At 37.1% G+C, this 22,903-nt stretch carries 22 protein-coding genes and 2 rRNA genes (1 of these 24 cut by a window edge); 12 read left to right on the top strand and 12 right to left on the bottom strand.

Annotated elements, in window-relative coordinates:
- From ACY650_RS12800 to ACY650_RS12840, 9 genes are all read left to right on the top strand, one after another.
- Positions 1 to 1,194 (top strand): 23S ribosomal RNA (locus ACY650_RS12800); it begins 1,670 nt to the left of the window's first position.
- An 89-nt stretch (positions 1,195 to 1,283) separates the two neighbouring features.
- Positions 1,284 to 1,395: ribosomal RNA gene (gene rrf / locus ACY650_RS12805) — 5S ribosomal RNA — on the top strand.
- An 89-nt stretch (positions 1,396 to 1,484) separates the two neighbouring features.
- Positions 1,485 to 3,356 carry a BatA domain-containing protein gene (locus tag ACY650_RS12810; RefSeq protein WP_462248025.1) on the top strand — a complete coding sequence of 624 codons (1,872 nt, stop codon included), beginning with the start codon at positions 1,485 to 1,487 and terminating at the stop codon, positions 3,354 to 3,356.
- The gene (locus ACY650_RS12815; protein ID WP_462248026.1) at positions 3,353 to 4,606 is read left to right on the top strand and encodes a dihydroorotase; all 1,254 of its coding nucleotides are present in this window, start codon (positions 3,353 to 3,355) and stop codon (positions 4,604 to 4,606) included. Before ACY650_RS12810 ends, ACY650_RS12815 begins: the two co-directional genes overlap by 4 nt.
- Entirely contained in the window at positions 4,603 to 5,112 is a 510-nt protein-coding gene (locus ACY650_RS12820; RefSeq protein WP_462248027.1) for a DUF4199 domain-containing protein, read from the top strand. The genes ACY650_RS12815 and ACY650_RS12820 overlap by 4 nt, the downstream gene beginning before the upstream one ends.
- 2 nt (positions 5,113 to 5,114) lie before the next feature.
- Positions 5,115 to 5,639, top strand: coding sequence for a DUF4199 domain-containing protein (locus ACY650_RS12825; protein ID WP_462248028.1), 525 nt, complete (start codon positions 5,115 to 5,117; stop codon positions 5,637 to 5,639).
- The gene (locus tag ACY650_RS12830) at positions 5,632 to 6,594 is read left to right on the top strand and encodes a glycosyltransferase family 2 protein (protein ID WP_462248029.1); all 963 of its coding nucleotides are present in this window, start codon (positions 5,632 to 5,634) and stop codon (positions 6,592 to 6,594) included. Before ACY650_RS12825 ends, ACY650_RS12830 begins: the two co-directional genes overlap by 8 nt.
- Position 6,595: 1 nt before the next feature.
- Positions 6,596 to 7,561 (top strand): glycosyltransferase family 2 protein, encoded by a 966-nt coding sequence (locus tag ACY650_RS12835; RefSeq protein ID WP_462248030.1) that lies wholly within the window; start codon positions 6,596 to 6,598, stop codon positions 7,559 to 7,561.
- 2 nt (positions 7,562 to 7,563) lie between these two features.
- A complete protein-coding gene (locus ACY650_RS12840; protein ID WP_462248031.1) occupies positions 7,564 to 7,971 on the top strand; it encodes a DUF2721 domain-containing protein in 408 nt (135 codons plus the stop codon).
- A gap of 8 nt (positions 7,972 to 7,979) precedes the next feature.
- On the opposite strand, the gene ACY650_RS12845 is transcribed toward ACY650_RS12840, so the two are convergent.
- Positions 7,980 to 9,227, bottom strand: a complete 1,248-nt coding sequence (locus tag ACY650_RS12845; RefSeq protein ID WP_462248032.1) for a cation:proton antiporter — start codon at positions 9,225 to 9,227, stop codon at positions 7,980 to 7,982.
- Between the two features lie 153 nt (positions 9,228 to 9,380).
- Positions 9,381 to 9,713 (bottom strand): MotA/TolQ/ExbB proton channel family protein, encoded by a 333-nt coding sequence (locus tag ACY650_RS12850; protein WP_462248033.1) that lies wholly within the window; start codon positions 9,711 to 9,713, stop codon positions 9,381 to 9,383.
- A gap of 135 nt (positions 9,714 to 9,848) precedes the next feature.
- Between ACY650_RS12850 and ACY650_RS12855 the strand changes: the two genes are divergently transcribed.
- Positions 9,849 to 10,607, top strand: a complete 759-nt coding sequence (locus ACY650_RS12855; protein WP_462248034.1) for a LytR/AlgR family response regulator transcription factor — start codon at positions 9,849 to 9,851, stop codon at positions 10,605 to 10,607.
- On the opposite strand, the gene ACY650_RS12860 is transcribed toward ACY650_RS12855, so the two are convergent.
- The 6 genes from ACY650_RS12860 to ACY650_RS12885 all read right to left on the bottom strand — a co-directional run bounded on the left by ACY650_RS12860 (position 10,597) and on the right by ACY650_RS12885 (position 14,925).
- Positions 10,597 to 11,463 carry a hypothetical protein gene (locus tag ACY650_RS12860; RefSeq protein ID WP_462248035.1) on the bottom strand — a complete coding sequence of 289 codons (867 nt, stop codon included), beginning with the start codon at positions 11,461 to 11,463 and terminating at the stop codon, positions 10,597 to 10,599. The two genes, ACY650_RS12855 and ACY650_RS12860, sit on opposite strands and share 11 nt — an antisense overlap.
- Positions 11,460 to 12,401: a carbon-nitrogen hydrolase family protein gene (locus ACY650_RS12865; protein ID WP_462248036.1), complete on the bottom strand. Its 942-nt coding sequence runs from the start codon at positions 12,399 to 12,401 to the stop codon at positions 11,460 to 11,462. The genes ACY650_RS12860 and ACY650_RS12865 overlap by 4 nt, the downstream gene beginning before the upstream one ends.
- Before the next feature lie 147 nt (positions 12,402 to 12,548).
- Complete coding sequence (locus tag ACY650_RS12870) at positions 12,549 to 12,953, bottom strand: OsmC family protein (protein WP_462248037.1); 405 nt, start codon at positions 12,951 to 12,953, stop codon at positions 12,549 to 12,551.
- 12 nt (positions 12,954 to 12,965) lie between these two features.
- Positions 12,966 to 13,688 (bottom strand): hypothetical protein, encoded by a 723-nt coding sequence (locus ACY650_RS12875; protein WP_462248038.1) that lies wholly within the window; start codon positions 13,686 to 13,688, stop codon positions 12,966 to 12,968.
- A gap of 9 nt (positions 13,689 to 13,697) precedes the next feature.
- Positions 13,698 to 14,219, bottom strand: coding sequence for a DUF1905 domain-containing protein (locus tag ACY650_RS12880; protein WP_462248039.1), 522 nt, complete (start codon positions 14,217 to 14,219; stop codon positions 13,698 to 13,700).
- Between the two features lie 4 nt (positions 14,220 to 14,223).
- Positions 14,224 to 14,925, bottom strand: a complete 702-nt coding sequence (locus ACY650_RS12885) for a hypothetical protein (RefSeq protein WP_462248040.1) — start codon at positions 14,923 to 14,925, stop codon at positions 14,224 to 14,226.
- A 106-nt stretch (positions 14,926 to 15,031) separates the two neighbouring features.
- Between ACY650_RS12885 and ACY650_RS12890 the strand changes: the two genes are divergently transcribed.
- Positions 15,032 to 15,388, top strand: a complete 357-nt coding sequence (locus tag ACY650_RS12890; RefSeq protein WP_462248041.1) for a BlaI/MecI/CopY family transcriptional regulator — start codon at positions 15,032 to 15,034, stop codon at positions 15,386 to 15,388.
- The gene (locus tag ACY650_RS12895) at positions 15,385 to 17,184 is read left to right on the top strand and encodes a M56 family metallopeptidase (RefSeq protein ID WP_462248042.1); all 1,800 of its coding nucleotides are present in this window, start codon (positions 15,385 to 15,387) and stop codon (positions 17,182 to 17,184) included. Before ACY650_RS12890 ends, ACY650_RS12895 begins: the two co-directional genes overlap by 4 nt.
- Here ACY650_RS12895 and ACY650_RS12900 read toward each other — a convergent pair whose 3' ends face one another.
- From ACY650_RS12900 to ACY650_RS12915, 4 genes are all read right to left on the bottom strand, one after another.
- Positions 17,185 to 20,349 carry a sensor histidine kinase gene (locus ACY650_RS12900; protein ID WP_462248043.1) on the bottom strand — a complete coding sequence of 1,055 codons (3,165 nt, stop codon included), beginning with the start codon at positions 20,347 to 20,349 and terminating at the stop codon, positions 17,185 to 17,187.
- Between the two features lie 121 nt (positions 20,350 to 20,470).
- The gene (trhA, locus tag ACY650_RS12905) at positions 20,471 to 21,097 is read right to left on the bottom strand and encodes a PAQR family membrane homeostasis protein TrhA (protein ID WP_462248044.1); all 627 of its coding nucleotides are present in this window, start codon (positions 21,095 to 21,097) and stop codon (positions 20,471 to 20,473) included.
- A 5-nt stretch (positions 21,098 to 21,102) separates the two neighbouring features.
- Positions 21,103 to 21,816 carry a DUF6090 family protein gene (locus ACY650_RS12910; RefSeq protein WP_462248045.1) on the bottom strand — a complete coding sequence of 238 codons (714 nt, stop codon included), beginning with the start codon at positions 21,814 to 21,816 and terminating at the stop codon, positions 21,103 to 21,105.
- Between the two features lie 44 nt (positions 21,817 to 21,860).
- Entirely contained in the window at positions 21,861 to 22,823 is a 963-nt protein-coding gene (locus tag ACY650_RS12915) for an alpha/beta hydrolase (protein WP_462248046.1), read from the bottom strand.
- Between the last annotated feature and the right edge of the window lie 80 nt (positions 22,824 to 22,903).

The following is a 22,903-nucleotide window of genomic DNA, read 5'->3' on the forward strand; positions in this document are numbered from 1 at the left end:
GTGATTCATGGTTAAGGAACTAGGCAAAATAGCCCTGTAACTTCGGGAGAAGGGGCTCCTACTTCGGTAGGACGCAGTGAAAAGACCCAGGCGACTGTTTATCAAAAACACATGGCTGTGCGAACTTGAAAGAGGATGTATACGGCCTGACACCTGCCCGGTGCTGGAAGGTTAAGGGGGGATGTTATCTTCGGAGAAGCATTGAACTGAAGCCCCAGTAAACGGCGGCCGTAACTATAACGGTCCTAAGGTAGCGAAATTCCTTGTCGGGTAAGTTCCGACCTGCACGAATGGTGCAACGATCTGGGTACTGTCTCAACCATGAGCTCGGTGAAATTGTAGTTCCGGTGAAGATGCCGGATACCCGCAACGGGACGGAAAGACCCCGTGAACCTTTACTATAGCTTCACATTGGTATTGGGTAAATGATGTGTAGGATAGCTGGGAGACTCTGAAGCTGCGTCGTCAGGCGTGGTGGAGTCGTTGGTGAAATACCAGCCTTTATTTATCTGATGCCTAACCCCGAAAGGGAGACAGTGTGTGGTGGGTAGTTTGACTGGGGTGGTCGCCTCCAAAAGAGTAACGGAGGCTTTCAAAGGTACCCTCAGCACGCTTGGTAACCGTGCGCAGAGTGCAATAGCATAAGGGTGCTTGACTGTGAGGCCTACAAGCCGAGCAGGTAGGAAACTAGGATATAGTGATCCGGCGGTTCTGTATGGAAGGGCCGTCGCTCAAAGGATAAAAGGTACTCCGGGGATAACAGGCTGATCTCCCCCAAGAGCTCATATCGACGGGGAGGTTTGGCACCTCGATGTCGGCTCGTCACATCCTGGGGCTGGAGAAGGTCCCAAGGGTTGGGCTGTTCGCCCATTAAAGTGGCACGCGAGCTGGGTTCAGAACGTCGTGAGACAGTTCGGTCCCTATCTGTTGTGGGCGTAAGAAATTTGAGTAGATCTGACTTTAGTACGAGAGGACCGAGTTGGACTAACCGCTGGTGTACCAGTTGTTCCGCCAGGAGCACTGCTGGGTAGCTACGTTGGGAAGGGATAAGCACTGAAAGCATCTAAGTGCGAAACCCACTACAAGATGAGATTTCTTTTAAGAGATGTTCTAGATTAGGACGTAGATAGGCTGCAGGTGTAAAGGCAGTAATGTCAAAGCTGAGCAGTACTAATTACTCGTAAACTTTCTTGAGCGTTTCGATAAACTCGTGTTTTTTCATGTGAATCTTTCTTTTTTATGTCAAGATATTAAGTCCTGTCCGATAGGATATAGGCAAATTTTATGGTGATTATAGCGACGGGGTCCACCTCTTCCCATTCCGAACAGAGAAGTTAAGCCCGTCAGCGCTGATGGTACTGCCGTAATAGGTGGGAGAGTAAGTCGTTGCCAGTTTATTAACAAAGCCCTTTTAGAAATAAGAGGGCTTTTTTTTTGCATAACTTGTAAGATATTAGCTCGTTTAACTTCGAAAAAAAGAGCAAGTGAGTTTTTGGTGGTATTTTATTCCTTTCCTTATAGTACCGATTCTGGTACACCTTTTCGATTTTCGTAAAGCAAAGAAATTATATTTCTCCTCTGTTAAGTACTTAACAAGTTTAACGTCAAAAACTAAGGCCCAATCGAGGTTGAAGTACTTTCTAATTCTATCAACCAGATTGCTTCTTTTTGCTTGTATTGTTTCTTTAGTGGCTTTGCTGCTTTCTAATTCAAAGTATTCAAGAAATCAAGAGGGAATTGTTGTTGCTTACTATGATAATTCTTTGAGTTCAATTCTAAATGATAGTGACAACAAGGTCAGACTTGGATTAGATAACTTATCTAAAAAGGAATCATCTATCTTATATATTGACAATACCAATCGGTCCTTATTAAGTACTGAAACTGGTTTATCTCTTCCAAGTAATAAGTCAGCTATTGGAGTTGCACTTAATGTAATGGTTCCTAGACTAAATGACTTAGACGCAGGTTCTCATTATATATTTTCAGATCTGCAAATGACGGAATTGGAAAGTATGAGAAACTTGTTTTTGGATACAACGAAGAAATATCATCTAATTCTTACGAATGATTTGAATGACATTAGTAATGTCATAATTGATAGTCTTTATTTAATCCCTAATCAGGAAAATTTTAAAGAGTTATCAATTATGGTTGATTTTGAAATTTCAAATATGACAAATGGCAATGTTGTGGTGAAATTAATGCAAGGGGAACGTCAACTAAGCTCAATTGTAAAAGACATTACTGAATTAAATGGAGTTCGATTTGACATACCAAAAGAAGTAACTGGAAGTTTTGAGATAGTTATTGATGGTGATAACGTCTTATATGATAATGTATTTCATTTCAATCTTGATAAACGAATAAAACCTAAGGTTGCTATTGTTCAATCAAGTTCCTCATTTCCTATTGAGGAAGTATTCCAAAATAAGTCCTTGTTTGAGGTAGTGACGCTTGATGCTAACAACCTCGATTATGAATTAATGGATGATTCTGATCTAATAATAATTAGTGGTCAGAATAAGTTACCTGGAAACTTGTTAAATGAATTTGAGAATTCAACTTTTCTACTATTTGGTAATGATATCGTTGATGTTCAATCTTATAGCGACTTTCTGGGTTTAGTATTAGGTGATATTGAAAGTAATATTCGTGAAATAACGGTTGATACCAATCATCCACTACTAAAAGGTGTTTTTGAACGCAGTTTGAATGATGGTAAAATGCCTAAGAATGAAGCGACCTTTGAAATAGGTGGAGATTTTGAGCCAATAATTAGTTATCGAGGTGGAATACCATTTTTACTAAAAAAGAACAACGTGTATTTCTTTAATACCTCATTGAACAAGGAATCAGGTGGATTTCAATCGAATGCCCTTTTTCTCCCTATTCTTTATAAAATCGCATTTACTTCTTCAGGTAATATTGAAGTGCCTTATTATTTTCCTGGTGATCGGATTGTTACTACAGCAAATATTTCAGATAATCCTATAAAACTAAAGAATGAAAATTATGAAGTAATTCCAGTTTTTAATACCAACGGGGCTCAAGTTATGCTGGAATTACCTTCTGACATTAACGCTGGTAAATATGTACTTATTCAGGATGAGGATACTTTACATCATATTTCTGTTAATATTCCAAAATCGGAATCTATTATGGATGCACCAAGTTTTGAAGATGTACAATCAACGCTTGCGGGTTCAAAAAATGTGACTGTCTCTCGAATAATGAGCAATGGTGATAATTCAGCCATTCAACAGGACTCGAAATCAAGTTTATGGAAATATGCATTAATTTTGGCATTACTACTAATACTAATCGAGACAGTACTGCACAGATACCTTAGATGAGCTTATTACTGAAAAATGTACATGTAATAGACTTAAACTCACCCTCACATCGTAAGGAATCTAATATACTTATTGAAAAAGGTTTAATCACATCTCTTAATGGAAGATCTGCTTCTAAAGAATTTGATCTTAAGGGTAAGTATGTGAGTGTTGGTTGGTTGGACCTCAATGCTCATTTCAGCGATCCTGGTAACGAACACCGTGAAGATCTTGATTCGGGAACAAAACTAGCCATAGCGGGTGGTTTTACGGATGTATGTTTATCACCGGATACCGAACCACCAATCGAATCAAAAAGCGATGTTAATTACTTAAGAAAGAGATCTTCGGATTCTCTTGATATTCATGTTCATGCATCAGTTAGTGAAGGATTAGAAGGAAAAAATTTAACGGAAATGCTCGATCTGTATGAGGCTGGTTCGGTAGCTTTTTCAGAGGGGGATAAAGCTATTTGGAATGCTGAATTGCTTTTAAAAGCACTTCAATATACCAAGGGAATTAATGTTCCTGTTTTTCAAAACCCCAGGGATTTGCATCTATCTGCAAATACTCATATGCATGAAGGTGTTTTTAGTACTAATCTTGGTCTTCGAGGAGAACCTTCTTTGTCAGAAGAATTAGTTATTGGAAGAGACCTGGAGATTTTAAAATATAGTGGTGGTCGGATCCATTTTTCTCGAATTTCTAGCGCTAAAAGTGTAGAGCTAATTAAATCAGCAAAAAAAGCCGGCCTGTCTGTGACATGTGATGTCGGAATTCATCATTTAATATACACAGATGAGGCGGTTGATAATTTTGATACGGTATTTAAAGTACTTCCACCATATAGGTCTGAAAAGGACCGAAAGGCCCTAATAAAAGGTGTGAAAGATGGTGTCATTGATGCAATATGCTCAAATCATCGCCCATTCGATCAAGAATGTAAACAGCTAGAATTTGATCTCGCTGACCCTGGGAATATCTCCCTTCAAACTTTTTATCCTTCTCTTGAAGAATTGAGTGGTCTCATACCAATTGAAATTTTAATAGATAAGATTACCAATGGACCAAGAAGAATCTTGAATATGGATCTTATTAAAGTTGATGAAGGCCAAAAGGCCAAACTCACAATTTTCGACCCTGAAGCAAGCTGGTTTTTGGATGCTAGAACTAACCTATCAAAGTCGCAAAACTCTCCTTACTGGAATCGAGAATTGAAGGGAAAGGTACTTGGGACAATATGTGGACAAAAAGCGACATTTCATAAGTGATAAAGCCAACAATTAAGTATTCGATATTATGTGGGGTATTCCTGATCGGAATTTTTTTCATTTCGATCAATTTTGGGAGTAATCCATTGTTGGATTTTCGTCATTTTATTTTTGATATAGGAGTGTTTTTTTTATTTATATTTTTTGCTGGAAAAGAGTATAAAGACTTCAGAAATGACGGTTATTTACACTTTTGGCAAGGAATAAGTATAGGTTTTATTGTATTGATTCCGTCCGTTCTAATATTTTCTTTAGTATTTTATGTAATATTTGAGGTCAATACGGAACTAATAGAGGGATACAAAGAAGGTGCAAAGGCATTTCTGTTAGAACGTCAAGAATTTTTCCTTAAAGAATTTACGCAGGAGCAATTGGATGATCAGCTTGCCGCTGTGGATGAGGTGACGACAACTCAACTGTTGTTTAGTACCTTTTGGAAGAAAATTGGCGCAGGATTCCTTATAACACCGGTAGTGTCAATAATTTTAAGAAAAAAACCTACATAACTATGAACAATCATGCAATTAAGTCCGGGGTAATGTTGAGCGTAATAAGCATCGTTCTTACCCTTTTGTTTTATTTAATAGACCCTACTCTTTTGGCAAAATGGTGGGTAGGTATAGGTATTCTAGTAATTTCTATTGCTTTAGTGGCTTACTTTGGAATCCAACATCGTAACGAGATTGGAGGTTTCATGGCTTTCGGTAAGGCATGGATATATTCAATGCAGTTATTAGTAGTAGCAGGTCTAATAGGAACTATATTTAATATACTTCTATATAATGTTATAGATCCTGAACTACCAGTAATTGTTGCTGATCAAGCAGTGGAAAACGCTGAGGCTATGATGGCTAACTTTGGTATGCCGGAAGATCAAATGGATGAGGCACTAGAGAAAACCAGAACAGATACACTAGAAAGATTTACAGTGACGGGATCTCTTGTTGGATTTTTGTGGGGCTTAATTGTTTATGCAATTCTATCTTTGATTACTGGAGCAATAATCAAAAAGAAAGAACCTGAACTTGAATAGTAAAGATTTATCTATAATAATACCCGTTTATAACGAGGAAGAATCCATTCCAGAGCTGCTGGAATGGATTTTTCGCGTTGTAGACACACATAATATTTCGACAGAAGTCATCATGATTGATGATGGGAGCACTGATTCCTCTTGGCAGGTTATTGGTGAAGCGTCGACAAAGGAAAGTCGAATAATAGGCTTGCGATTCAATCGAAACCATGGTAAATCAGCAGCTCTTCAAACTGGCTTTGATAAAGCCATCGGCGAAACAGTAATAACTATGGATGCTGACATGCAGGATAGTCCTGATGAGATTCCTGGATTAATTAGTCAGTTGGTAGATAATGATCTGCATGTTGTCTCAGGTTGGAAAAAGAAAAGGCATGACCCTGCTAGCAAAACAATACCTTCCAAACTTTTTAATTGGGTGACCAGAAGAGTTTCTGGGATTAAACTTCATGACTTTAACTGTGGTCTTAAAGCATATAAAAACACAGTAGTAAAGAATATTCATGTTTATGGCGAGATGCATAGATACATCCCTCTAATTGCTAAATGGAATGGATTCGATAAGATAGGAGAGAAGGTTGTTGAGCATCGAGCTAGAAAATATGGAACTACGAAATATGGAATGAAACGCTTCATTACAGGTTTTTTAGATCTTCTCTCTGTTACATTTGTTTCTAGGTTTAAAAAAAATCCAATGCACTTTTTTGGGGTGTTTGGAAGTCTGTCATTTTTTGGTGGTTTTGCAATAACTGTTTGGATTATTAGCGTAAAGCTCTACCGTCAATTTCATCACTTACCTCGAAGAGATGTTGTAGATCAACCTTTGTTCTTTTTAGCTTTAGTAGCGCTCATTGTTGGAATGCAGTTGTTTTTAGCTGGTTTCTTAGCTGAGATGATGATTCAGATAAATCAAAAAAAAGGTGATTATTTGATCTCAGAATCGACTGATGAATAATATGCCTAAGTATTCAGTTGTAATTCCTGTTTATAATCGTCCAGATGAGGTGGATGAATTATTAGAGAGCTTGGTCTTACAAACCGTCAAAGATTTTGAAATCTTGATTGTTGAAGATGGATCTGATCTAAAGTGTGATAAGGTTGTAGATAAGTATTCTTCTACTTTAGATATTAAATACTTTTTCAAAGAAAATTCAGGTCAAGGGTTTAGTAGGAATTATGGATTTGAGCGTGCTAGTGGTGAATGGTTGATTGTCTTTGATTCGGATTGCCTAATCCCCTCAAACTACTTTGAAACAGTTGATGCATATCTGAAAAATCATGATATTGGTGCTTATGGCGGACCAGATAGTGCGCATGAGAGTTTTACGCCTACTCAGAAGGCTATAAGCTATTCCATGACCTCATTGTTCACGACTGGAGGAATAAGGGGTAATAAAAAGCATGTTGGCACTTTTCACCCTCGAAGTTTCAATATGGGAATTAGTAAAGAGGTCTTTAAGGCAACCAAAGGTTATATTTTGCCAAAAAAAGGCGAAGATATTGAGTTTAGTATTCGCATTATCGAAAGTGGTTTTAAAACAGCATTAATAGAGGGTGCTTTTGTATATCATAAAAGGAGGACAAATCTCCGACAGTTTTTTAAGCAACTTCATTTTTTTGGGACAGCTAGAATTAATGTATTTAGATTTTATAGAAGTGAACTTAAGCTGGTTCATTTCTTTCCATCCATGTTCTTGCTAGGCTTGATAGGATCTTTCCTTTTGATTTTTATCAATCCCAATTATGGGTTAATTGCCCTTATTGCATACCTGTTTTATTTCACAATGATTTTGATTGATGCAACCATTAAAACGCGCAATCTAAGCATCGGAATATTGGCCGTGGGAGCTGCCTTTGTTCAGTTAACAGCTTATGGTTTGGGCTTGATGAAAGAAGGATTTATTTATCTGTTTAAAGGATAAGCATGGAAATAACACTGACTACCCCTGCACTACTTTTTCCAGCAATTTCATTGCTTCTTTTAGCATATACCAACCGGTTTTTAGCGATTGCTACCTTAATCAGACAATTACACAAGAGTTATTTGGATAATCCGAAGAGTGTGTTAGAGGGGCAGTTAAAGAATCTTAGAAAAAGGTTATTCCTTATCCGAGCAATGCAACTATTCGGAGTAATTAGTCTCTTGCTCTGCGTGCTTGCTATGTTTTTTATCTATCTGAAAGTAGGAGAATGGGGGAGTTTGATTTTTGGTATATCCCTGGTTTTACTACTGCTTTCACTTCTAATTTCTGTTAGAGAAATTCAGCTATCAACTAAGGCATTGGATATAGAACTCAGTGATATGGAATTGGGTAGTAAACTGAAATTTTGAAACCTAGTTTAGGTATTTGCTCTGTATACCTGCATCACTTTAGTTAGTGTTAGGCCTTGATACAATACTGTACAAACGACAACCACATAAGTCATTGTTACTATTAGCTCTTGGCCAGGTAGATCGGTAAGGGACAGAGAAACAGCCACAGGTAATCCACCTCTCAAAGATCCCCAAGAAAGAACAGGTATCGTACTATTTTCAAATGAACGTTTTCGTGACATCATTTTGATAGGCACAAATACACTTATCCAACGTCCAAAAAGTGCGAAATTCACAGCAAAAAAGCCAAGAGCGAAGTAGTCGAGTCTCAATGGAATTACCAACATTTCAAATCCAATGAGTACAAAGAGCATGGCAGCTAAAGTATCTTCCATCAGTTGCCAGAAACGATAAACATAACCTCCAACAGCACTTTCACCTTCCTCATTTCTCCCGAAATTACCTAAAATCAGACCTGTAGTAACAGCAACTAACATTGAAGAGGCAGAAAACAAATCTGCGATATAAGATCCCCCCATTACTAGCGCTAGAGTTACAAGTACCTCAACTTCTACATCATCATTATCGATGTACTTTAATAGTTTATAACCTATCCATCCGAAAATTAGTCCAACGATAAGCCCACTGCCTAGATCTCGGAATAATACCCATAAGGTTCCCGAAAAACTGATAGCTCCAACAGCTTCGCTTTCTCTATAAATATTTACCAGAACCAGAGCAAGAACGATTGCTATTCCTCCATTGAGGAGAGCTTCACCAGATATTTTAGTTTCTAGCTCATTTGATAATCTAAATCGCTGTATTGACTTTGTAATGGCCACAGGGTCAGTTGCGGATATTAATGCCCCGAATACCAGAGAAGCAATATAACTTAATGAAACCCCAATAAAACCCGCAGTGTAGTATATAAGAGTGGCTATAACCACTGTTGATATGAGAACACCAAAAAAGGACAATACGAGTACAGGAATCAATTGATCTCCAAGTTTCCTGAAATCAACATTTAGAGCGCCTGCAAATAGCATAACGCTAAGTACAAATCGGTAAAGAACGTCGGAAAAATCATAGCTTTTTACGTGTTCTGCTAAATGATATTCAGGAAAAAGTTGACCAAACACAAAAACAACCAGTGATAAGATTAGGGCTAAAATTGTCAATCCTATTGACGATGGGAGTTTGAGATAAAAGGTATTGATAAACAGGAATACACCTGAGAAAAATATCAGTACTGCGATGATGTCAAATATGCTCATAGACAAGCGTTTAGCCTTAAATCTAGCAATTTCCGTGCTGTTTTGACGCTTTGCTGTTTATAAGGACACATTCTAATTGCTTGAATAACTGATTTACATTGGAAGTGTTTTTAAGTGAAAAGAGAAAAAGGCCGCGTTTGACGGCCTTATTGGTCATTTCTTTGAACTTAATACTAGGCTAATAAGGATAGCTATTAAATAAATTACAAGTCCATACATAGTCGTAATCATAGATACTTTTAAGCCGGCAGCAAGAATCCCCGGAGAAACTGTGCCTGCAATGGATATTGCTTGAAAAGCATCAAAAAGTCCAATTAATTGACCAAGAATCCCACTAATAGCGGCGAGCAATCCAGCTGATTTAATTCTACTTGTTTTAAATGACTTAGTAGAGATACTTATGAAAGTAAAGTAAAGCACTGCAGCTAGCTCTATTGTGAGTATACTCATAAAAAGTAGGCCGCCCATTTGAAATAGTTCAATCATAGTTTTAATGTTTAGTTCGACATACTTACAAAGCAAGTTTCATAGTAAGATGAATGAAAGGTTATATACATGCCTAAACTAGTTGTTTGTCTACTTTTCATTCAAATTTGATCAAAAAGGAGCATCTTAGGGCTAATGATTACAAAAAGAGAAGTTGTTTTTTGGCTGTCTACCTGGGTGATTTTGACGTTGCTTTTTAGCTCGTCCTTAGATAGCATAATAGTATCATTTTATTTTGCTACGATCCTGATGCCTGTCGCTATCGCAACTTCAATGTTTTTTAATAGGTTCCTGGTTCCGAGGTTTCTACTTCCTGGTGAAAGGATTAAGTTCTCGATTTACTTCTTCTACATGTTGATAGTATCCGTGTATCTAGAGTTACTAGTAATGATTTTGGCATTTGTTATTCTGGCCGACTATCAATTTGAAGGACTAGGGAAAATAGCAGGAGATATTTACTTAATGACGGTAATACTTTATCTGGTAGTCTTAGTAGAAGGATTGATTTTAGCTATAAGCAGACTCAAAGAGAAATCATTAGAAATATCCGATATCAAAGCCAAACTTGAAACAGAATCCCGTCAAAGTATTTCGATTCGTTCTAACCGGAAGCAAGTGATCGTTCAGCTTAAAGAAATACTATTTATTGAGAGTTTGGGCGACTATGTTCAAATTCATACGTCGTCCGAAGATTACACGACAAAGGAGAAGATTAGTAGTTTTGAAAATAGGTTGCCAAGTTCATTTATTAGGGTTCACCGTTCATTTATTATCAATAAATATCAAGTATCAAACTTTAATAAGGAAGAGGTGTTTTTCGAAGATCGATCAATTCCTATAGGAAGAAAGTATAAAAAAACTTCCATAGAATTTCTTCAGCATTCTACTCTCTAAAGTATGTCTCTCCATTGTAAACAAATGAATTTGGGGTCTCAAAAGTGAAAGTTTCATTCGTGTTATCACTTGAGATTTTTATTTGCCTCTCACTGCCTAATAGGAATCTCTTTTCTATGACTCCCTTATCAGATATATTGATAAGGTAAAAGTTCTTTTCGTTAGGGTCGTATCCAAAGTATTCTAACCTTTCATCCTTGTATTCTACTTTAAGTACGTATTGACTCACCTTAGTTGCTTTCCATTCGGCACCACCAACAGATTTAAAAGAACCATTCAATATGTTTATTATCGTTTTTGAATCTGTCTCATGATCTGAAGCGTAAATCTGAGTGCTTGCAGTGATGGCTTCATGAAGTTTAGATTTAACGATTTCAGCATAATTTGAAACGCTGTCAATGAGTGATTCTGGAAAAGATAAGAAGAGGAATGATGTGCTACTTGCTCTTCTATTGTTTATTGTTTTGTGAATGGCTTCTTGAAAAGAATATGTTCTTAATTCAAGCATCTGACCTTTTACAATTCTGCCTCTTGTTTCTTTTATATCAGTGATCTTGAGGCTATTCGGATTAATGTCCTGTATTCTAAATCTCCGAATGGTATATGTTTTGTCTTTTATGTTGGCTGTATTTGGTCTTTTAGAAACAATATGTTTGATAGTAACCTCATTGTTTTCATTGACATAAAAGGTGTTGTTCCACCATTGTTCACCTACATTATCGTAGTAAATGTAATTGAGCTTGCTATCGAGCCAATCCAATGCTGATTTCAGCTTTACTTTATCCTCTTCAGGAGATTGTGAAAAGGAGGCAACTGGAATGAGAATAATTAAAAAAAATCTGAACTTCCAAGTCATTTAATCACTGATTGTCTCTCTCTATTAATATTTAAGCTTAATACATCAGGTCTCGAATAATGCCCTGATGGATCAAAATTTTGTCTCTCTTCCCTTACTTTTTGATGATCAATTTCTGTAATGATTAACTCTTCTTTTTCTACAACAGGTTCTACTAGCCAAGTTCCATCCGGAGCGGCTACACAAGATCCTCCATTTGCCAATATATCCTTAGTGGCTTCGCGCATTTCTTCTGCGTGAGGGAAATCATCAGGAATATCTTCAGGTCTAAACAATCCAGAGACACCTACTACATACGATCTGGACTCTTGCGCTATGACAGGAAGTAACATTTCAGTATTACGTTTATTTCCTGGCCAAATTGATACGTGTAAATCTTCACCCTGTGCATACATCGCTGCTCTTGCCAAAGGCATCCAATTTTCCCAGCAATTAAGACCACCAACTGTGAATGGAGGCAGGGAGTGAGTAACTAGTCCATTACCATCTCCAGGACTCCAAGAAAGCCTCTCTTCGTAAGTAGGCATCAACTTTCTGTGCACAGACTTTATTTCTCCACTTCCATCTATATAAACCATAGAACAGTATAAGCTGTGACCACCTCGATCAGCGGGTCTTTCAATTGTCCCAAGATAGATCGAGATCTTTTTCTCTTTGGCAATATTGCATAACAAGTCCAAATGTCCTTCTTCTATACTTACTGCCTGATCCATGTAGTGAGCATGAATGGCTTTGTGAAGAGCGGAGTTAAAACTTGAACCATGAAGCCTATCCAGCCAGAATGGATATCCTGGTAGCAATGCCTCGCCAAACACTACAAGTTGAGCATTTTCATTTGCAGCATCAGTCGTGTATTTAATTACTTTCTCAAGTGTTTTGTCCCGATTTAACCATACTGGCGCAATTTGCGCTAAGGCTATCTTAAGCTTAGAGTCCATTGTAGAAACTGGTTTTTAATGCAAAGCACTAAAATAAATGGAATCTAATACATATTATGGCGCCTACAATTGCTTTGTCTTGAAAGTGTCAAAGATGTTTAGAGTCTAATCGATTTTGTGCAGTACTAATTCATTCTTTACCATAATCTATGGTCTTTTGATTTCGAATGAATGTTCTTGCTCTGCGCTCAATGAACCAGCTACAGAACAGTACTTCTTAGTAGCAAGATCTACAATGCGTTCAGCCTCTTCTTCTGTAAGATCCGGAGATGTAATTATATATTTCAGATGAATTTTTGTAAAACCTCTTGGATGATCGTCTCTTCTTTCACCACTAATCTCCGCATCAAGGTCTATGAAAGTTTTTCTTCTTTTTTTCACCATAGATACGACTTCAACTGCTGCGCATGCTCCTAAGGCTGAGAGTAATAATTCAGTAGGACTTTGATGTTGTTTCACATCAGCAGACCTCATATCTACCTCTGCTTTATTCCCATTTTCATTTGTTGTAGTAAACTCTTCGTCACCCTTATATTTTAATTCTACTTTCATGTCCTTTGATTTTTATTGATCAACCTTCCAGGCTAATGTATCGTGATGTTCAAATAATAATGAACGCAAATAACTTCCGATATAGTTCACCCCATCGAATCCTGCATCTTTTGCTGCCTGATCTTCTTTTTCGAATGAAATTTCTGGTCCTGCGAAATCATGTAAATCTTCATAGAAACCTATTGTAAAGTTGTCCCAGCTAGGTCCGAATACTCTTGTGAAAATGAAATTAGGTCGATGGTCGATGCCTGCATAGAATACGTTTTCAGCCTTGCGTTGCTCTAATAATTCTGACTGTTTGCCTGCCAGGGCAGTGAATATTTCAATATGGAAAAGCTTATACTTCTCGAAGGCTTCATTAAAAATCGCTAGATCTGGCCCTTTCACAATTGCTTCTTCTTGAAATGAGATAAAATCATGGAATGAATCACCGTAGGATTTTTCCAGTGACTGTGATTTAGCTCTAAGATCTGATTCATTTTTTGAAAAATAATCCTCCAAACTATTGATTGGATAAATAAGCATAAGATCCCAATGATCTCCTTGGCTGTGCCTCAATAGGTATGGTTTATTTGGTACATATGAATCATATTTTGAGATGTCGTCATTAATTATATCAATCACGTTTAATAGCTCGGCTGGCTTAGCTCTAAGAAGAGTTACTTTATAAAGTTGCTCTTGTGCGAGCAGTGATGAAGTGATTAAGAAGGTAATCAGGTAAATCGTTTTTCTCATTGTACTAAGTTAAATGAATCCTTTACGGTTATTGTATTCTTTGATTAACACATTTAGCCTCTTAAAATCAAGTTCACCATGAGCTTCTTTAAGGTGATGCATTATAGCTAATCCTTTGGCTAATTGGCTGTCAACATTTTTCACTTTACCAACAATGTGAATCAATGATCGTTGTTTGCCCTTTGTAAGCTTATGGAAATAATCGCTTCCTTCGAGATCTTGACTTAACAAGACCATAAAAGATTCGGGAATTGGAATGCCATATTCCGATCGATCTTTTTCTAATGACACCTGTACTTCATCTCCTTCTGATAAGTTATGCTTTTTTAGGAAGTCCTTTTTCACATATATGCTATAGACATCACCTTTCGGCATCAATGCGCCATGAATTGGTTCAGCATTATTTATTGTACATATGATTCTTCTGTCTTTACCTTCAATGAGTTTATCGCCTACTGATTTCGGAATGGCTACATAAAAGCTCCAAAGGTCAGATTCAAATTTTAAAATGGGCGCTTTGGTAGAAATCATATTACTACTTGATATAGGCTCTTAGTGATTTAATTAATTCATCATTTACATATCTATATCCATTAGATCTACCAATCAAAAATTCTTGGGTCTTCCCATACTTGAATACCTTCCTGAAGTTTTCTGGTTCTTGAAGAATGATTTTCACCTTATCATAATTAAGAGGTAAATCATCCCAACTAGCTTCCTCCATGATTATTGCGACATCCATGTTTATGGAGTTCATATTTTCTTGAAATTTTTGCTCCTCTAAATCTCTTAGAATTTTAACATTTGGCTGCGTAAATGTGTAATAGTTCTGCAATTTGTAAAGCAAGTCAGGGTCTGTTATGTGTTGCAACAAGCCAAGTTGATTCATTGAGTTGAAGCTACTATTTTGAGGTACATACAGTATAAAACTGCGCGATTTGTGGTAGAAGTATTCCATACTGTCATTTGCAGGACCAGTTTCTTTGACCATTGTCAAAAGTCGCTTTACGCTCTCGAGTGTCATCTCAGAGCTTCTCTCTTGATAATAGAATTGTACTGAATCATCTTCCAGTTCACTCAATAGATTTTTAAGTGATCGGTAAACTTGTTCTTTGGTGTCGGATGCTTCTTTCCAATTATTAAGTGTAAAGGCCCCAAGAATACCTATGGTTATGACAAGTATTTCTAAAAAATACTCAGGCCAGTTTTGGCTCAATGTTTTAAAAATCCGTTTCATGGTTGATCTTAAATCAATAGAACTATAAGATTATTAAAACTGATAATTTAGTTATAAAACTGATAAATAAGTTGAATAACTGAAAAATACGTTATACATTCACATTATGGAAAGACTTACGAAGGCTGAAGAGCCTATTATGAAAATAATCTGGGATAAGGGCAATGTATTTGTGAAAGAGATTGTGAGTGATTTGCCAGAAGTAACACCGTACAATACCGTTTCCTCCTTGGTGCGCATACTTGAGTCCAAAGGAATGGTCGGGCATAAGGCGTTTGGTCGGACGCATCAATATTTCCCCATCGTGAATCGGTTGGAGTATCGAAAGCATATGCTTAAAAATATGATAGTGGAGTATTTTGATGGATCCTACAAAGGGTTACTATCACAGATATTGGAAGATGAGGACGTTCCGGCAGAGGAGGTGAAAGAATTGAAAAAAATAATAAACGGCGAGCTATGAAAGAGTTGATAACTTTTACTATCGAATTTATTTTGGTTTCGATCACATTCTATCTTGGTCTCCAAATAATAAAAAAGCACACTACTGCTACCTTCAAACGTTACTATTTTCTGACTTGGATGGCATTATCCGTATTGCTTCCTTTGGTTACTTTCGAATCTACACATTCATCAGACTTGAGTGTTGATAGATTAATTAATGAATCAGCAAATAGACCTGATCCTAATTATGAGTTGAAAGAATATCATAGTCAATTGATTGAAGAAGGAAAGTCTACTAATCAAGCCGCTAAGGTCAAGCATGTTGATACAAAAAACTCTGATTTCTCATGGATAGCCCTCATCAAAATAGGCTATTTGTTTGTAGTAGGTCTTTTAGTTGTTCGGATTGTGATTGGTATTGGTCAAATTTTGCGACTTAGGATCAATGCGATCAAATCTAAGGACGAATTAGGATCCTTCTATGTAGTTAAAGATTCTTCCTTTAAAGGAGCTTCTTTTTTCGGGTGGATTTTCATAGGTGAGACGCTAGATGAAAGTCGACAGGTGATCCTTAAGCATGAGCGGATTCATAAGCGAATGCATCATAGTTTGGACATTCTGCTGAGTCATTTATACTGTGCTTTTTTTTGGATAAGCCCGTTGAGCTGGGTATTGAAGAAAAATATTGCTTTGAATACAGAGCTACAGGCAGATGCTAAGGTTATTGATTCTGAGAATAAGATTGAATACGCCAACATTCTTTTAGCATTGACGCAATCTGTAAAAGGTTCAATGATTATGAACCATTTCAGTGCATATCATTTAAAGTCCAGAATAATTCAGATGACTAAAATGCAGCGCCATAAGCAATGGGTCTCAGGGTTAAGTTTGGGGATTGTTTTTGCTTTGTTTTTCCTCATCAGTTGTGAAGCTACCAATTCTTCTGAGGTGATGATCGAACGAATGGGTGAGGTGAAAACTATAACCACGCGCTTTATTAGTCATCAATCAGATACTCAGCAAAAGACAGGGAAAATTGTAGCGATAGCCAGTTTCGGTCCTGATGGAGTGTTGGAGGAAATGGTGGAGCAGACCACCTATCCATATGACAGAGAATTTGAAGTGAAAAAATATTTCTGGGATACTCCGGATAGAGCCGGTATTCCATACATGATGGATGGTCTTTCTTTGGGAGTAGCTGAAAAGAGTTTTGCTTATGGCCATGATTGGCCAAGTGCATACTATAAGCATTTAGATGTCAGGTCTAACTCTGGTGATATGCCATGGGGAGAGATAATAACAACAGATAATGAATTGATGCCTACCCAAATAGAAAGTAAGCGGAAGAGGGAAGAGAACGAATTTGCAATAGGTATGCCTGATGTTACAGAGTTTTTTGAATATGAGGGTGAAAAAGTAGTAAGGGTATTGCAACAATCCTCCTATCCGAAAATTGATGTAGAAAGTAAGCATTACAAAAAATTACTTGAAAGGTTTAAAATGGTTGACAATGAAGCGACCAAGAAGTTTTATAAAAAACGTCTAGAGGCTGCAAATGGAAAAGTGGGAGATATAGAGCTAACTGCTGAATACACTTACGATGGTGATTTATTGACTAGCATTAAGGGTGAAACTTATGAGCGTAAATTCTACTATGAAAATGAACTTCTAATTAAGTCTGAATACTATAAGAATGAAGAATTGATAAATACTCGTATCCACTACTATAAAAACAGCTTAAAGGATCGTACGGAGATATTTAATAGGTATAATGAAGCAGAATATACCATTACCTATACGTATGAATTTTGGTAGCTAATTCTTTACCAAAGGAAGCTTGATTGTTGCAGTAGTTCCTTTTTTCCATTCTGAAGTATAGCGAAGTGTGCCTTTATGCTCATTGATTATCGCATAGGTGATTGAGAGGCCTAAACCTGTTCCTTTACCGGGCTCTTTAGTGCTAAAAAATGGTTCGGTAATCTTTTTAAGATTCTCTGGCTTGATGCCATGCCCGGAATCAATAAATTGAATAATAATATGAGATCCCTCAATTGAGGTTTTAATAGTAATTCGTCCTTTCTTATCAATTGCCTGAATGGAGTTTGTTAAAATATTTAGAAAGGCTTGATGAAGTTTACCATTATTTCCACGAACGACAGCTTCTCCATCCGCGAATATTTTCTCTAATTCAATACCATTTTTCAATCTATATCTAATCATAGTGAGACAATTCTCGATCAAATGATAGATGTCGCAAGGTTCGAACTTTTTATCTGATGAGTGACTAAACTCATTTAGGCTTAATACTATTGTAGATGCTCTCGAAATTCCTTCCTTAATTGCGAAAATCAATTCTGCATATTCTTCTTTTTTTATTTTTCTACTTCTTTTAAGCGTTTGTTCTAAACCTTCAACACCACCTTGAATAAAATTCAATGGGTTGTTTATTTCGTGAGCTACACCTGCAGCGAGAATTCCAAGCGATGCCATTTTATCGGATTGAACCATTTGCTCTTGGGCACTTTTTAGTTGCTTAATTGCTTTCTTCAATTCTCTTTTTTGCGACTCTAACGCGTTTGTTCTTTCAAATACTGTTGCCTCCAGTCTTAGATTATTCTTCTTTAAGGCACTTAGCCGAATCCAGTATAGGAGGAGTGTGATTAAGGCAATAGATATTCCAAAGAGGATTTTGGCCCAAGCTGTCTGCCACCATGCTGCTTCAATAATTATTTTTTGAGTAATTGCTTCTTGAGTAAATGATCCATCAATCCCTGTTTCTAATTGGAATGTATAGTTTCCAGGAGGGAGGTTTGTGTAAATCCCATTCCTGTCATCAAGTGAAGAAACCCATTCATCATCATATGGCACTAACCGATACCTAAATTGTAAGAGGTCTGTCTGAGTGTAACTGATACCTGTAAAGTCGATAAGCAGTCTATTCGTCCCATTGGGGATAATTACATTTTCTTGAATTGGTATGTTCTTATTGTCAGCATAAATGCTTTCAATTATTGTTGCAGGTTTGAACTCAGGAGCTTCTATTGCTTGCGGATCAAGTCTTACAATTCCACCTAATGTAGGTATCCAAAAATCACCATTTGAGTCAGTAAATGAGTGAACAGCTCCAAGGCAATTGCTGTTTTTCATTCCGTAGCTTTTGTCGTACTGTTTTACCTCGATCTTTACGTTATCATCTCCTGCTGCTTTTTCAAGGTCAGCTATTCTTACCTTCAAAATAGAATTTTCTGACGGCATCCAAAGGTTTCCATTATTATCTGGTAGCACATCGTAGATAATATTTGTAGGCATACCATGCTCAGTATTAAAATTCACAATTTTCTTATCGCTATAGCCGCTGAGGCCATCATTAGATGCGATCCATATGAATTCATCTTTTGAATAAGTGGAGAACATGAAATTAGATGGCAGGCCATCTTCAACCTTCACAGTTTTGATCACTTTTCTGTTTTTGATAATGTTGAGTCCACTGATCGTACCTACTATCATTCTTCCATCTTTATCTTCTTCGATTGATAATATATAGTTCGAACTAAGTCCATTTTTTATAGATAATTGTTCATAACTATTTAATGAATTAAAGATGATTATCCCCGCATTTTTAGTGCCTACCCAAACTGATCCATCACTAGCTTGATAGGCTACTCGAATGAAATTATCTGGAAATCCATTCCTAATTGAATAGTGGAGGCTGTTCTTACCATCTAATATTACCAGCCCACCATACGTACTGATCCAGATCCTGTCATCTTTGTCTTTCATTAGGTTTTTTAGCCGCTCTGATGGAATCTGAATCGCAGGTTTGTAAATCGATATTTGTCCATTCTTTATCTGATTAAGAACACCGTTTTCGTTACCAAGTATGAATGTGTTATCCTCTGTTTCGATGACGCTTGAAACAATATTACTTGTCAACCCATCATTTTCTGTGAAGCTTGTGATGGATCCATCGGCAAGGAAAAAGATCCCACTTCTATATGTGCCAACCCAAAGATTTCCTTCTTGGTCAAATTCAAGGTCTTCCACAATGTTGTTTGGCATGCCACTGTCTTCATTGAGTGAGTCTAAACGACCAGTATTAGAATGATAGCAATAAAGACCTCTCATAGTACCGATCCATAAAGCGTCATTGATATCTGATGTTATTGCATTGACGGTGATGTTGTCAAGTATCGTACTTTTTTTAACGTTTTTCCCATCCCACTGGTAAAGTCCTCTTCCGGTTCCTAAGAATATACCTCGACCACTCAAGTGAATTGCATTTACGCCATTGATGTCTTTATCAAGATTGACTTTTGTAATTTCTTTTGAAGGGGCATAAACAATAAGTTGTGAGTCGTCTGTGCCGAATAAGATATTTCCGCCAGAATCTTCTGCTATACTCAATACAGTGCTATTACCGATTCCAAAAATATGAGTAAACTCTTTGAGGTTCCCATCACTATATCGGAATAGGTGATTGGATTTGGTACTAAACCATAGTTCGTCATTTTTGGTGAATAACATATACTCAATACCAAAGCTGGAGATCTTTTCTAGGTTTTCAGGGACAATGAAATCTCCATCTTCATATTTAACTACTCCATGAAGTGTGCCTGCCCATAATTCACCTTCTTTACTTAAGACTATTCTTAAGACATTAGAAGATGGGAGATTACTATTTTGACTGGTGAAAATGGTAAACTCTTTGCCATCAAATCTATGCAAGCCAGTATAAGTACTTACCCATATATATCCGTCTTTTGTTTGAATCAGATCGTTTGCCGACTCAGAAGTGAGTCCGCTTTGGGCATTCCAGCTGCGGAGGACTAACTGGCTTAATCTTTTTTCAGAATCAATACCTTCTTGACCAAAAGCGCAAACCACTGACAACCCAAAGCTGCATAGAATCATAAACAGAAACCTGTATGATTGGATGCAACTATCGTAGGATAGTTTTAGGCATTTTAGTAAATAGGTCATGGCAGTAAGTAGTACAGTAAATTAAGTAATAGCGCTGGCATTATTAAGGTATAAGATCTTGTAATTCAGACATTTCGTCTAAATAATCGCGCTGGTAGGACCAAATAAGTGAATTAGATGATTAAAGTACGTACTTATATATCATGATAAAGTGCGAGGCACTTCCGCCAAGGACACATATATGGAAAATAGCATGATTCATATAAAGTGACCGGATACTATAAAGAATTGCCCCCACCGTATAGAATATCCCCCCAGCCAAGAGCCAAAGGAGACCTTCTGAACTCATTGTATTTAATAGTGGATTAATGGCGAAAACAGCGACCCACCCCATGGCGATATACATGATTGTGGACAGTCTATCATATTTGCCAGTATAAAATAGTTTTAAGGCTACACCGCATATGGCGATTGACCATATAACAACAAGTAATGTGTTGCCAATACTGTTGGCAAGCGTCAACAGACATACCGGCGTATATGTACCAGCTATTAGTATAAATATGGCTGCATGGTCAAAGATCCTAAGCTTCGAACGTTTCAATGGATCTTTAGCTGAATGATAAAGTGTTGAGGCGATATAGAGGAGTATTAAGCTCAAACCAAATACCAAAGAAGAAATAATTTCTATGGGTGTAGATGCTATTGCTATCATTAGTGTTAGAGCAACAGCACTAGCTATGACACCAATAGCATGGGATATAATATTTAGCCTCTCTTCTGCTACAGAATACTGAACGTCGGACATGGTGTCTATTGCTCTGATTTGGTTACTGGAAGTTTTTTCAACAACTCTTCTGCATCATCTTGTAGCAGACTGACATTGAATTCGTTTGATTTGAATACACCCTTTGCTTTTAGGACCAATGCTTCAAGATCTTTTATCTCTCTTGAGTAGTTGTCGAGAAGCCAGGGATACTTAATCGTACTTACTTTTTGATCGTTCCATATAGTTCTTTGAATTACCCAGTAATCACTAAATCCCTGTTGGATTGTCATATTTCTTAACTGTTGATTGTTCCTTGCAACATAAGTGCTCCACTTACTTAAATCCTTGTAATAATCTATTATTTGCGCTCTTAGAACCTTGTCTTTCATGGAATAAAGCCGTCCCGTATTTTTCATTTCATCATAGGTGGTGGTGTTGCCTTCGATAAGAAAAAAGTTAATTAAATGGATTGAAATGATTCCAAGTCTATCATCAAGAGTATTCTGTGCAGTAAGTAAATTCAAAGTAGAATCGCATTTGGTTATTCTTCCTTCAAGTCTTCTAGTCAAAAATTCGTAGCGTGTGATGTCATCCTTTAAATCTTCTGCGAGCCGTATCAAAGATAGATCTTCAACTTTTTGAAGTTTAGATTCGTTATTTTGATTATTGAGAAGAACAGCTATCAATATACCTACTACTACCAGGATTATTTCACCAATAGCATATAGTAGATAAGAAGTAAATCGGTTCTTTTTCATAAGTTTTTGTCTTACTCTTCTTAATAACAACATCTTTATAGGAGTTATTCAATGATTACCTCTCTTAGAGTGGTATCACCTTTAAACGCGCTTATATTGTTCCTGTCGATAAATTGATTCAACAGGTTTTTCACTTCCACTTTGTTACTAATAACATCCATCACATGAACGTTACCCCACTCGGTATGGTGGAAAATTGAAGAATCATTTAAATTTTCAGCAATGTTCGCAGATTGTTGCGAATTGGTCTGGGGATCCGATTTTGAATGAATGAGAAAAACAGGCTCTTGGATCATTTTAGCTTTTTCCAATGGACTAGCATCTTTATAGTTAATGTTTGCTCTCAAATCTACCCAAAGCATAACTGCAGGAGCTACTCCATTTATCCATGATCCATAGTCTTCAACCGCTCTTTCAAAGATTGCGCTATACCAATCCTGGTACGGTGAGTCCGCGAAAATAAATGCAACGTTTCTATCATCAGCTCCAGCTATCAATGAGGCTCCTGCTCCCCATGAGCTACCCACCCAAGCAATTTGATCCCAACTATAGTTTTTCTTCGTTGATGCCCACTCGGTGACTTTCAATAAATCTTTAGATTCTAATATTCCTCCAGTTGGATAATCTCCACCGCTAGTGCCGTGTGCTCTGTGATCATACATTATAACGTTGCAATTGCAATCATCAACTACCGGATAGTATTTCAACATATTTTCCCAACTCCTTGCCCAGCCATGTGCAAAGATGAAAAGACATTGTGCGGAGTCCGAAACTTCGAAATATTTGCCCTTAATAATCACACCATCAATAGCTTCAACTTCAAAGTCTGTAGGAGGAGGTAAAAGAGCAATCATCTCTTCATAACTACTGTTCCACCAATTTTCAATGTCATCAAGCGTTTTTTGGAATGAGCTGTTGGTTTCAAGAATGCGATTGGAAAGCGCATAAGATAGGCCAATGTAACAAGCTAAAAAGAGTATAAATATTATGATTAAAAGGCGTTTCACTGATTAGTATTTCTGGATTAAACGATATGTCTAAAATAATGAAATACCTTGTGGTATGTGCACAAAAAAAGCGCCTAAAT

The organism is Ekhidna sp. (genome assembly GCF_963691765.1).
Taxonomy (GTDB): Bacteria; Bacteroidota; Bacteroidia; order Cytophagales; family Cyclobacteriaceae; genus Ekhidna.

What these genes read in the sequence shown, in the direction of transcription:
- ACY650_RS12815 (WP_462248026.1), top strand. Translation starts at nt 3,353, where the DNA reads ATGAGCTTATTACTGAAAAATGTACATGTAATAGACTTAAACTCACCC.
- ACY650_RS12825 (WP_462248028.1), top strand. Translation starts at nt 5,115, where the DNA reads ATGAACAATCATGCAATTAAGTCCGGGGTAATGTTGAGCGTAATAAGC.
- ACY650_RS12835 (WP_462248030.1), top strand. Translation starts at nt 6,596, where the DNA reads ATGCCTAAGTATTCAGTTGTAATTCCTGTTTATAATCGTCCAGATGAG.
- ACY650_RS12840 (WP_462248031.1), top strand. Translation starts at nt 7,564, where the DNA reads ATGGAAATAACACTGACTACCCCTGCACTACTTTTTCCAGCAATTTCA.
- ACY650_RS12845 (WP_462248032.1), bottom strand. Translation starts at nt 9,227, where the DNA reads ATGAGCATATTTGACATCATCGCAGTACTGATATTTTTCTCAGGTGTA.
- ACY650_RS12850 (WP_462248033.1), bottom strand. Translation starts at nt 9,713, where the DNA reads ATGATTGAACTATTTCAAATGGGCGGCCTACTTTTTATGAGTATACTC.
- ACY650_RS12855 (WP_462248034.1), top strand. Translation starts at nt 9,849, where the DNA reads ATGATTACAAAAAGAGAAGTTGTTTTTTGGCTGTCTACCTGGGTGATT.
- ACY650_RS12860 (WP_462248035.1), bottom strand. Translation starts at nt 11,463, where the DNA reads ATGACTTGGAAGTTCAGATTTTTTTTAATTATTCTCATTCCAGTTGCC.
- ACY650_RS12865 (WP_462248036.1), bottom strand. Translation starts at nt 12,401, where the DNA reads ATGGACTCTAAGCTTAAGATAGCCTTAGCGCAAATTGCGCCAGTATGG.
- ACY650_RS12870 (WP_462248037.1), bottom strand. Translation starts at nt 12,953, where the DNA reads ATGAAAGTAGAATTAAAATATAAGGGTGACGAAGAGTTTACTACAACA.
- ACY650_RS12875 (WP_462248038.1), bottom strand. Translation starts at nt 13,688, where the DNA reads ATGAGAAAAACGATTTACCTGATTACCTTCTTAATCACTTCATCACTG.
- ACY650_RS12880 (WP_462248039.1), bottom strand. Translation starts at nt 14,219, where the DNA reads ATGATTTCTACCAAAGCGCCCATTTTAAAATTTGAATCTGACCTTTGG.
- ACY650_RS12885 (WP_462248040.1), bottom strand. Translation starts at nt 14,925, where the DNA reads ATGAAACGGATTTTTAAAACATTGAGCCAAAACTGGCCTGAGTATTTT.
- ACY650_RS12890 (WP_462248041.1), top strand. Translation starts at nt 15,032, where the DNA reads ATGGAAAGACTTACGAAGGCTGAAGAGCCTATTATGAAAATAATCTGG.
- ACY650_RS12895 (WP_462248042.1), top strand. Translation starts at nt 15,385, where the DNA reads ATGAAAGAGTTGATAACTTTTACTATCGAATTTATTTTGGTTTCGATC.
- ACY650_RS12900 (WP_462248043.1), bottom strand. Translation starts at nt 20,349, where the DNA reads ATGACCTATTTACTAAAATGCCTAAAACTATCCTACGATAGTTGCATC.
- trhA (WP_462248044.1), bottom strand. Translation starts at nt 21,097, where the DNA reads ATGTCCGACGTTCAGTATTCTGTAGCAGAAGAGAGGCTAAATATTATA.
- ACY650_RS12910 (WP_462248045.1), bottom strand. Translation starts at nt 21,816, where the DNA reads ATGAAAAAGAACCGATTTACTTCTTATCTACTATATGCTATTGGTGAA.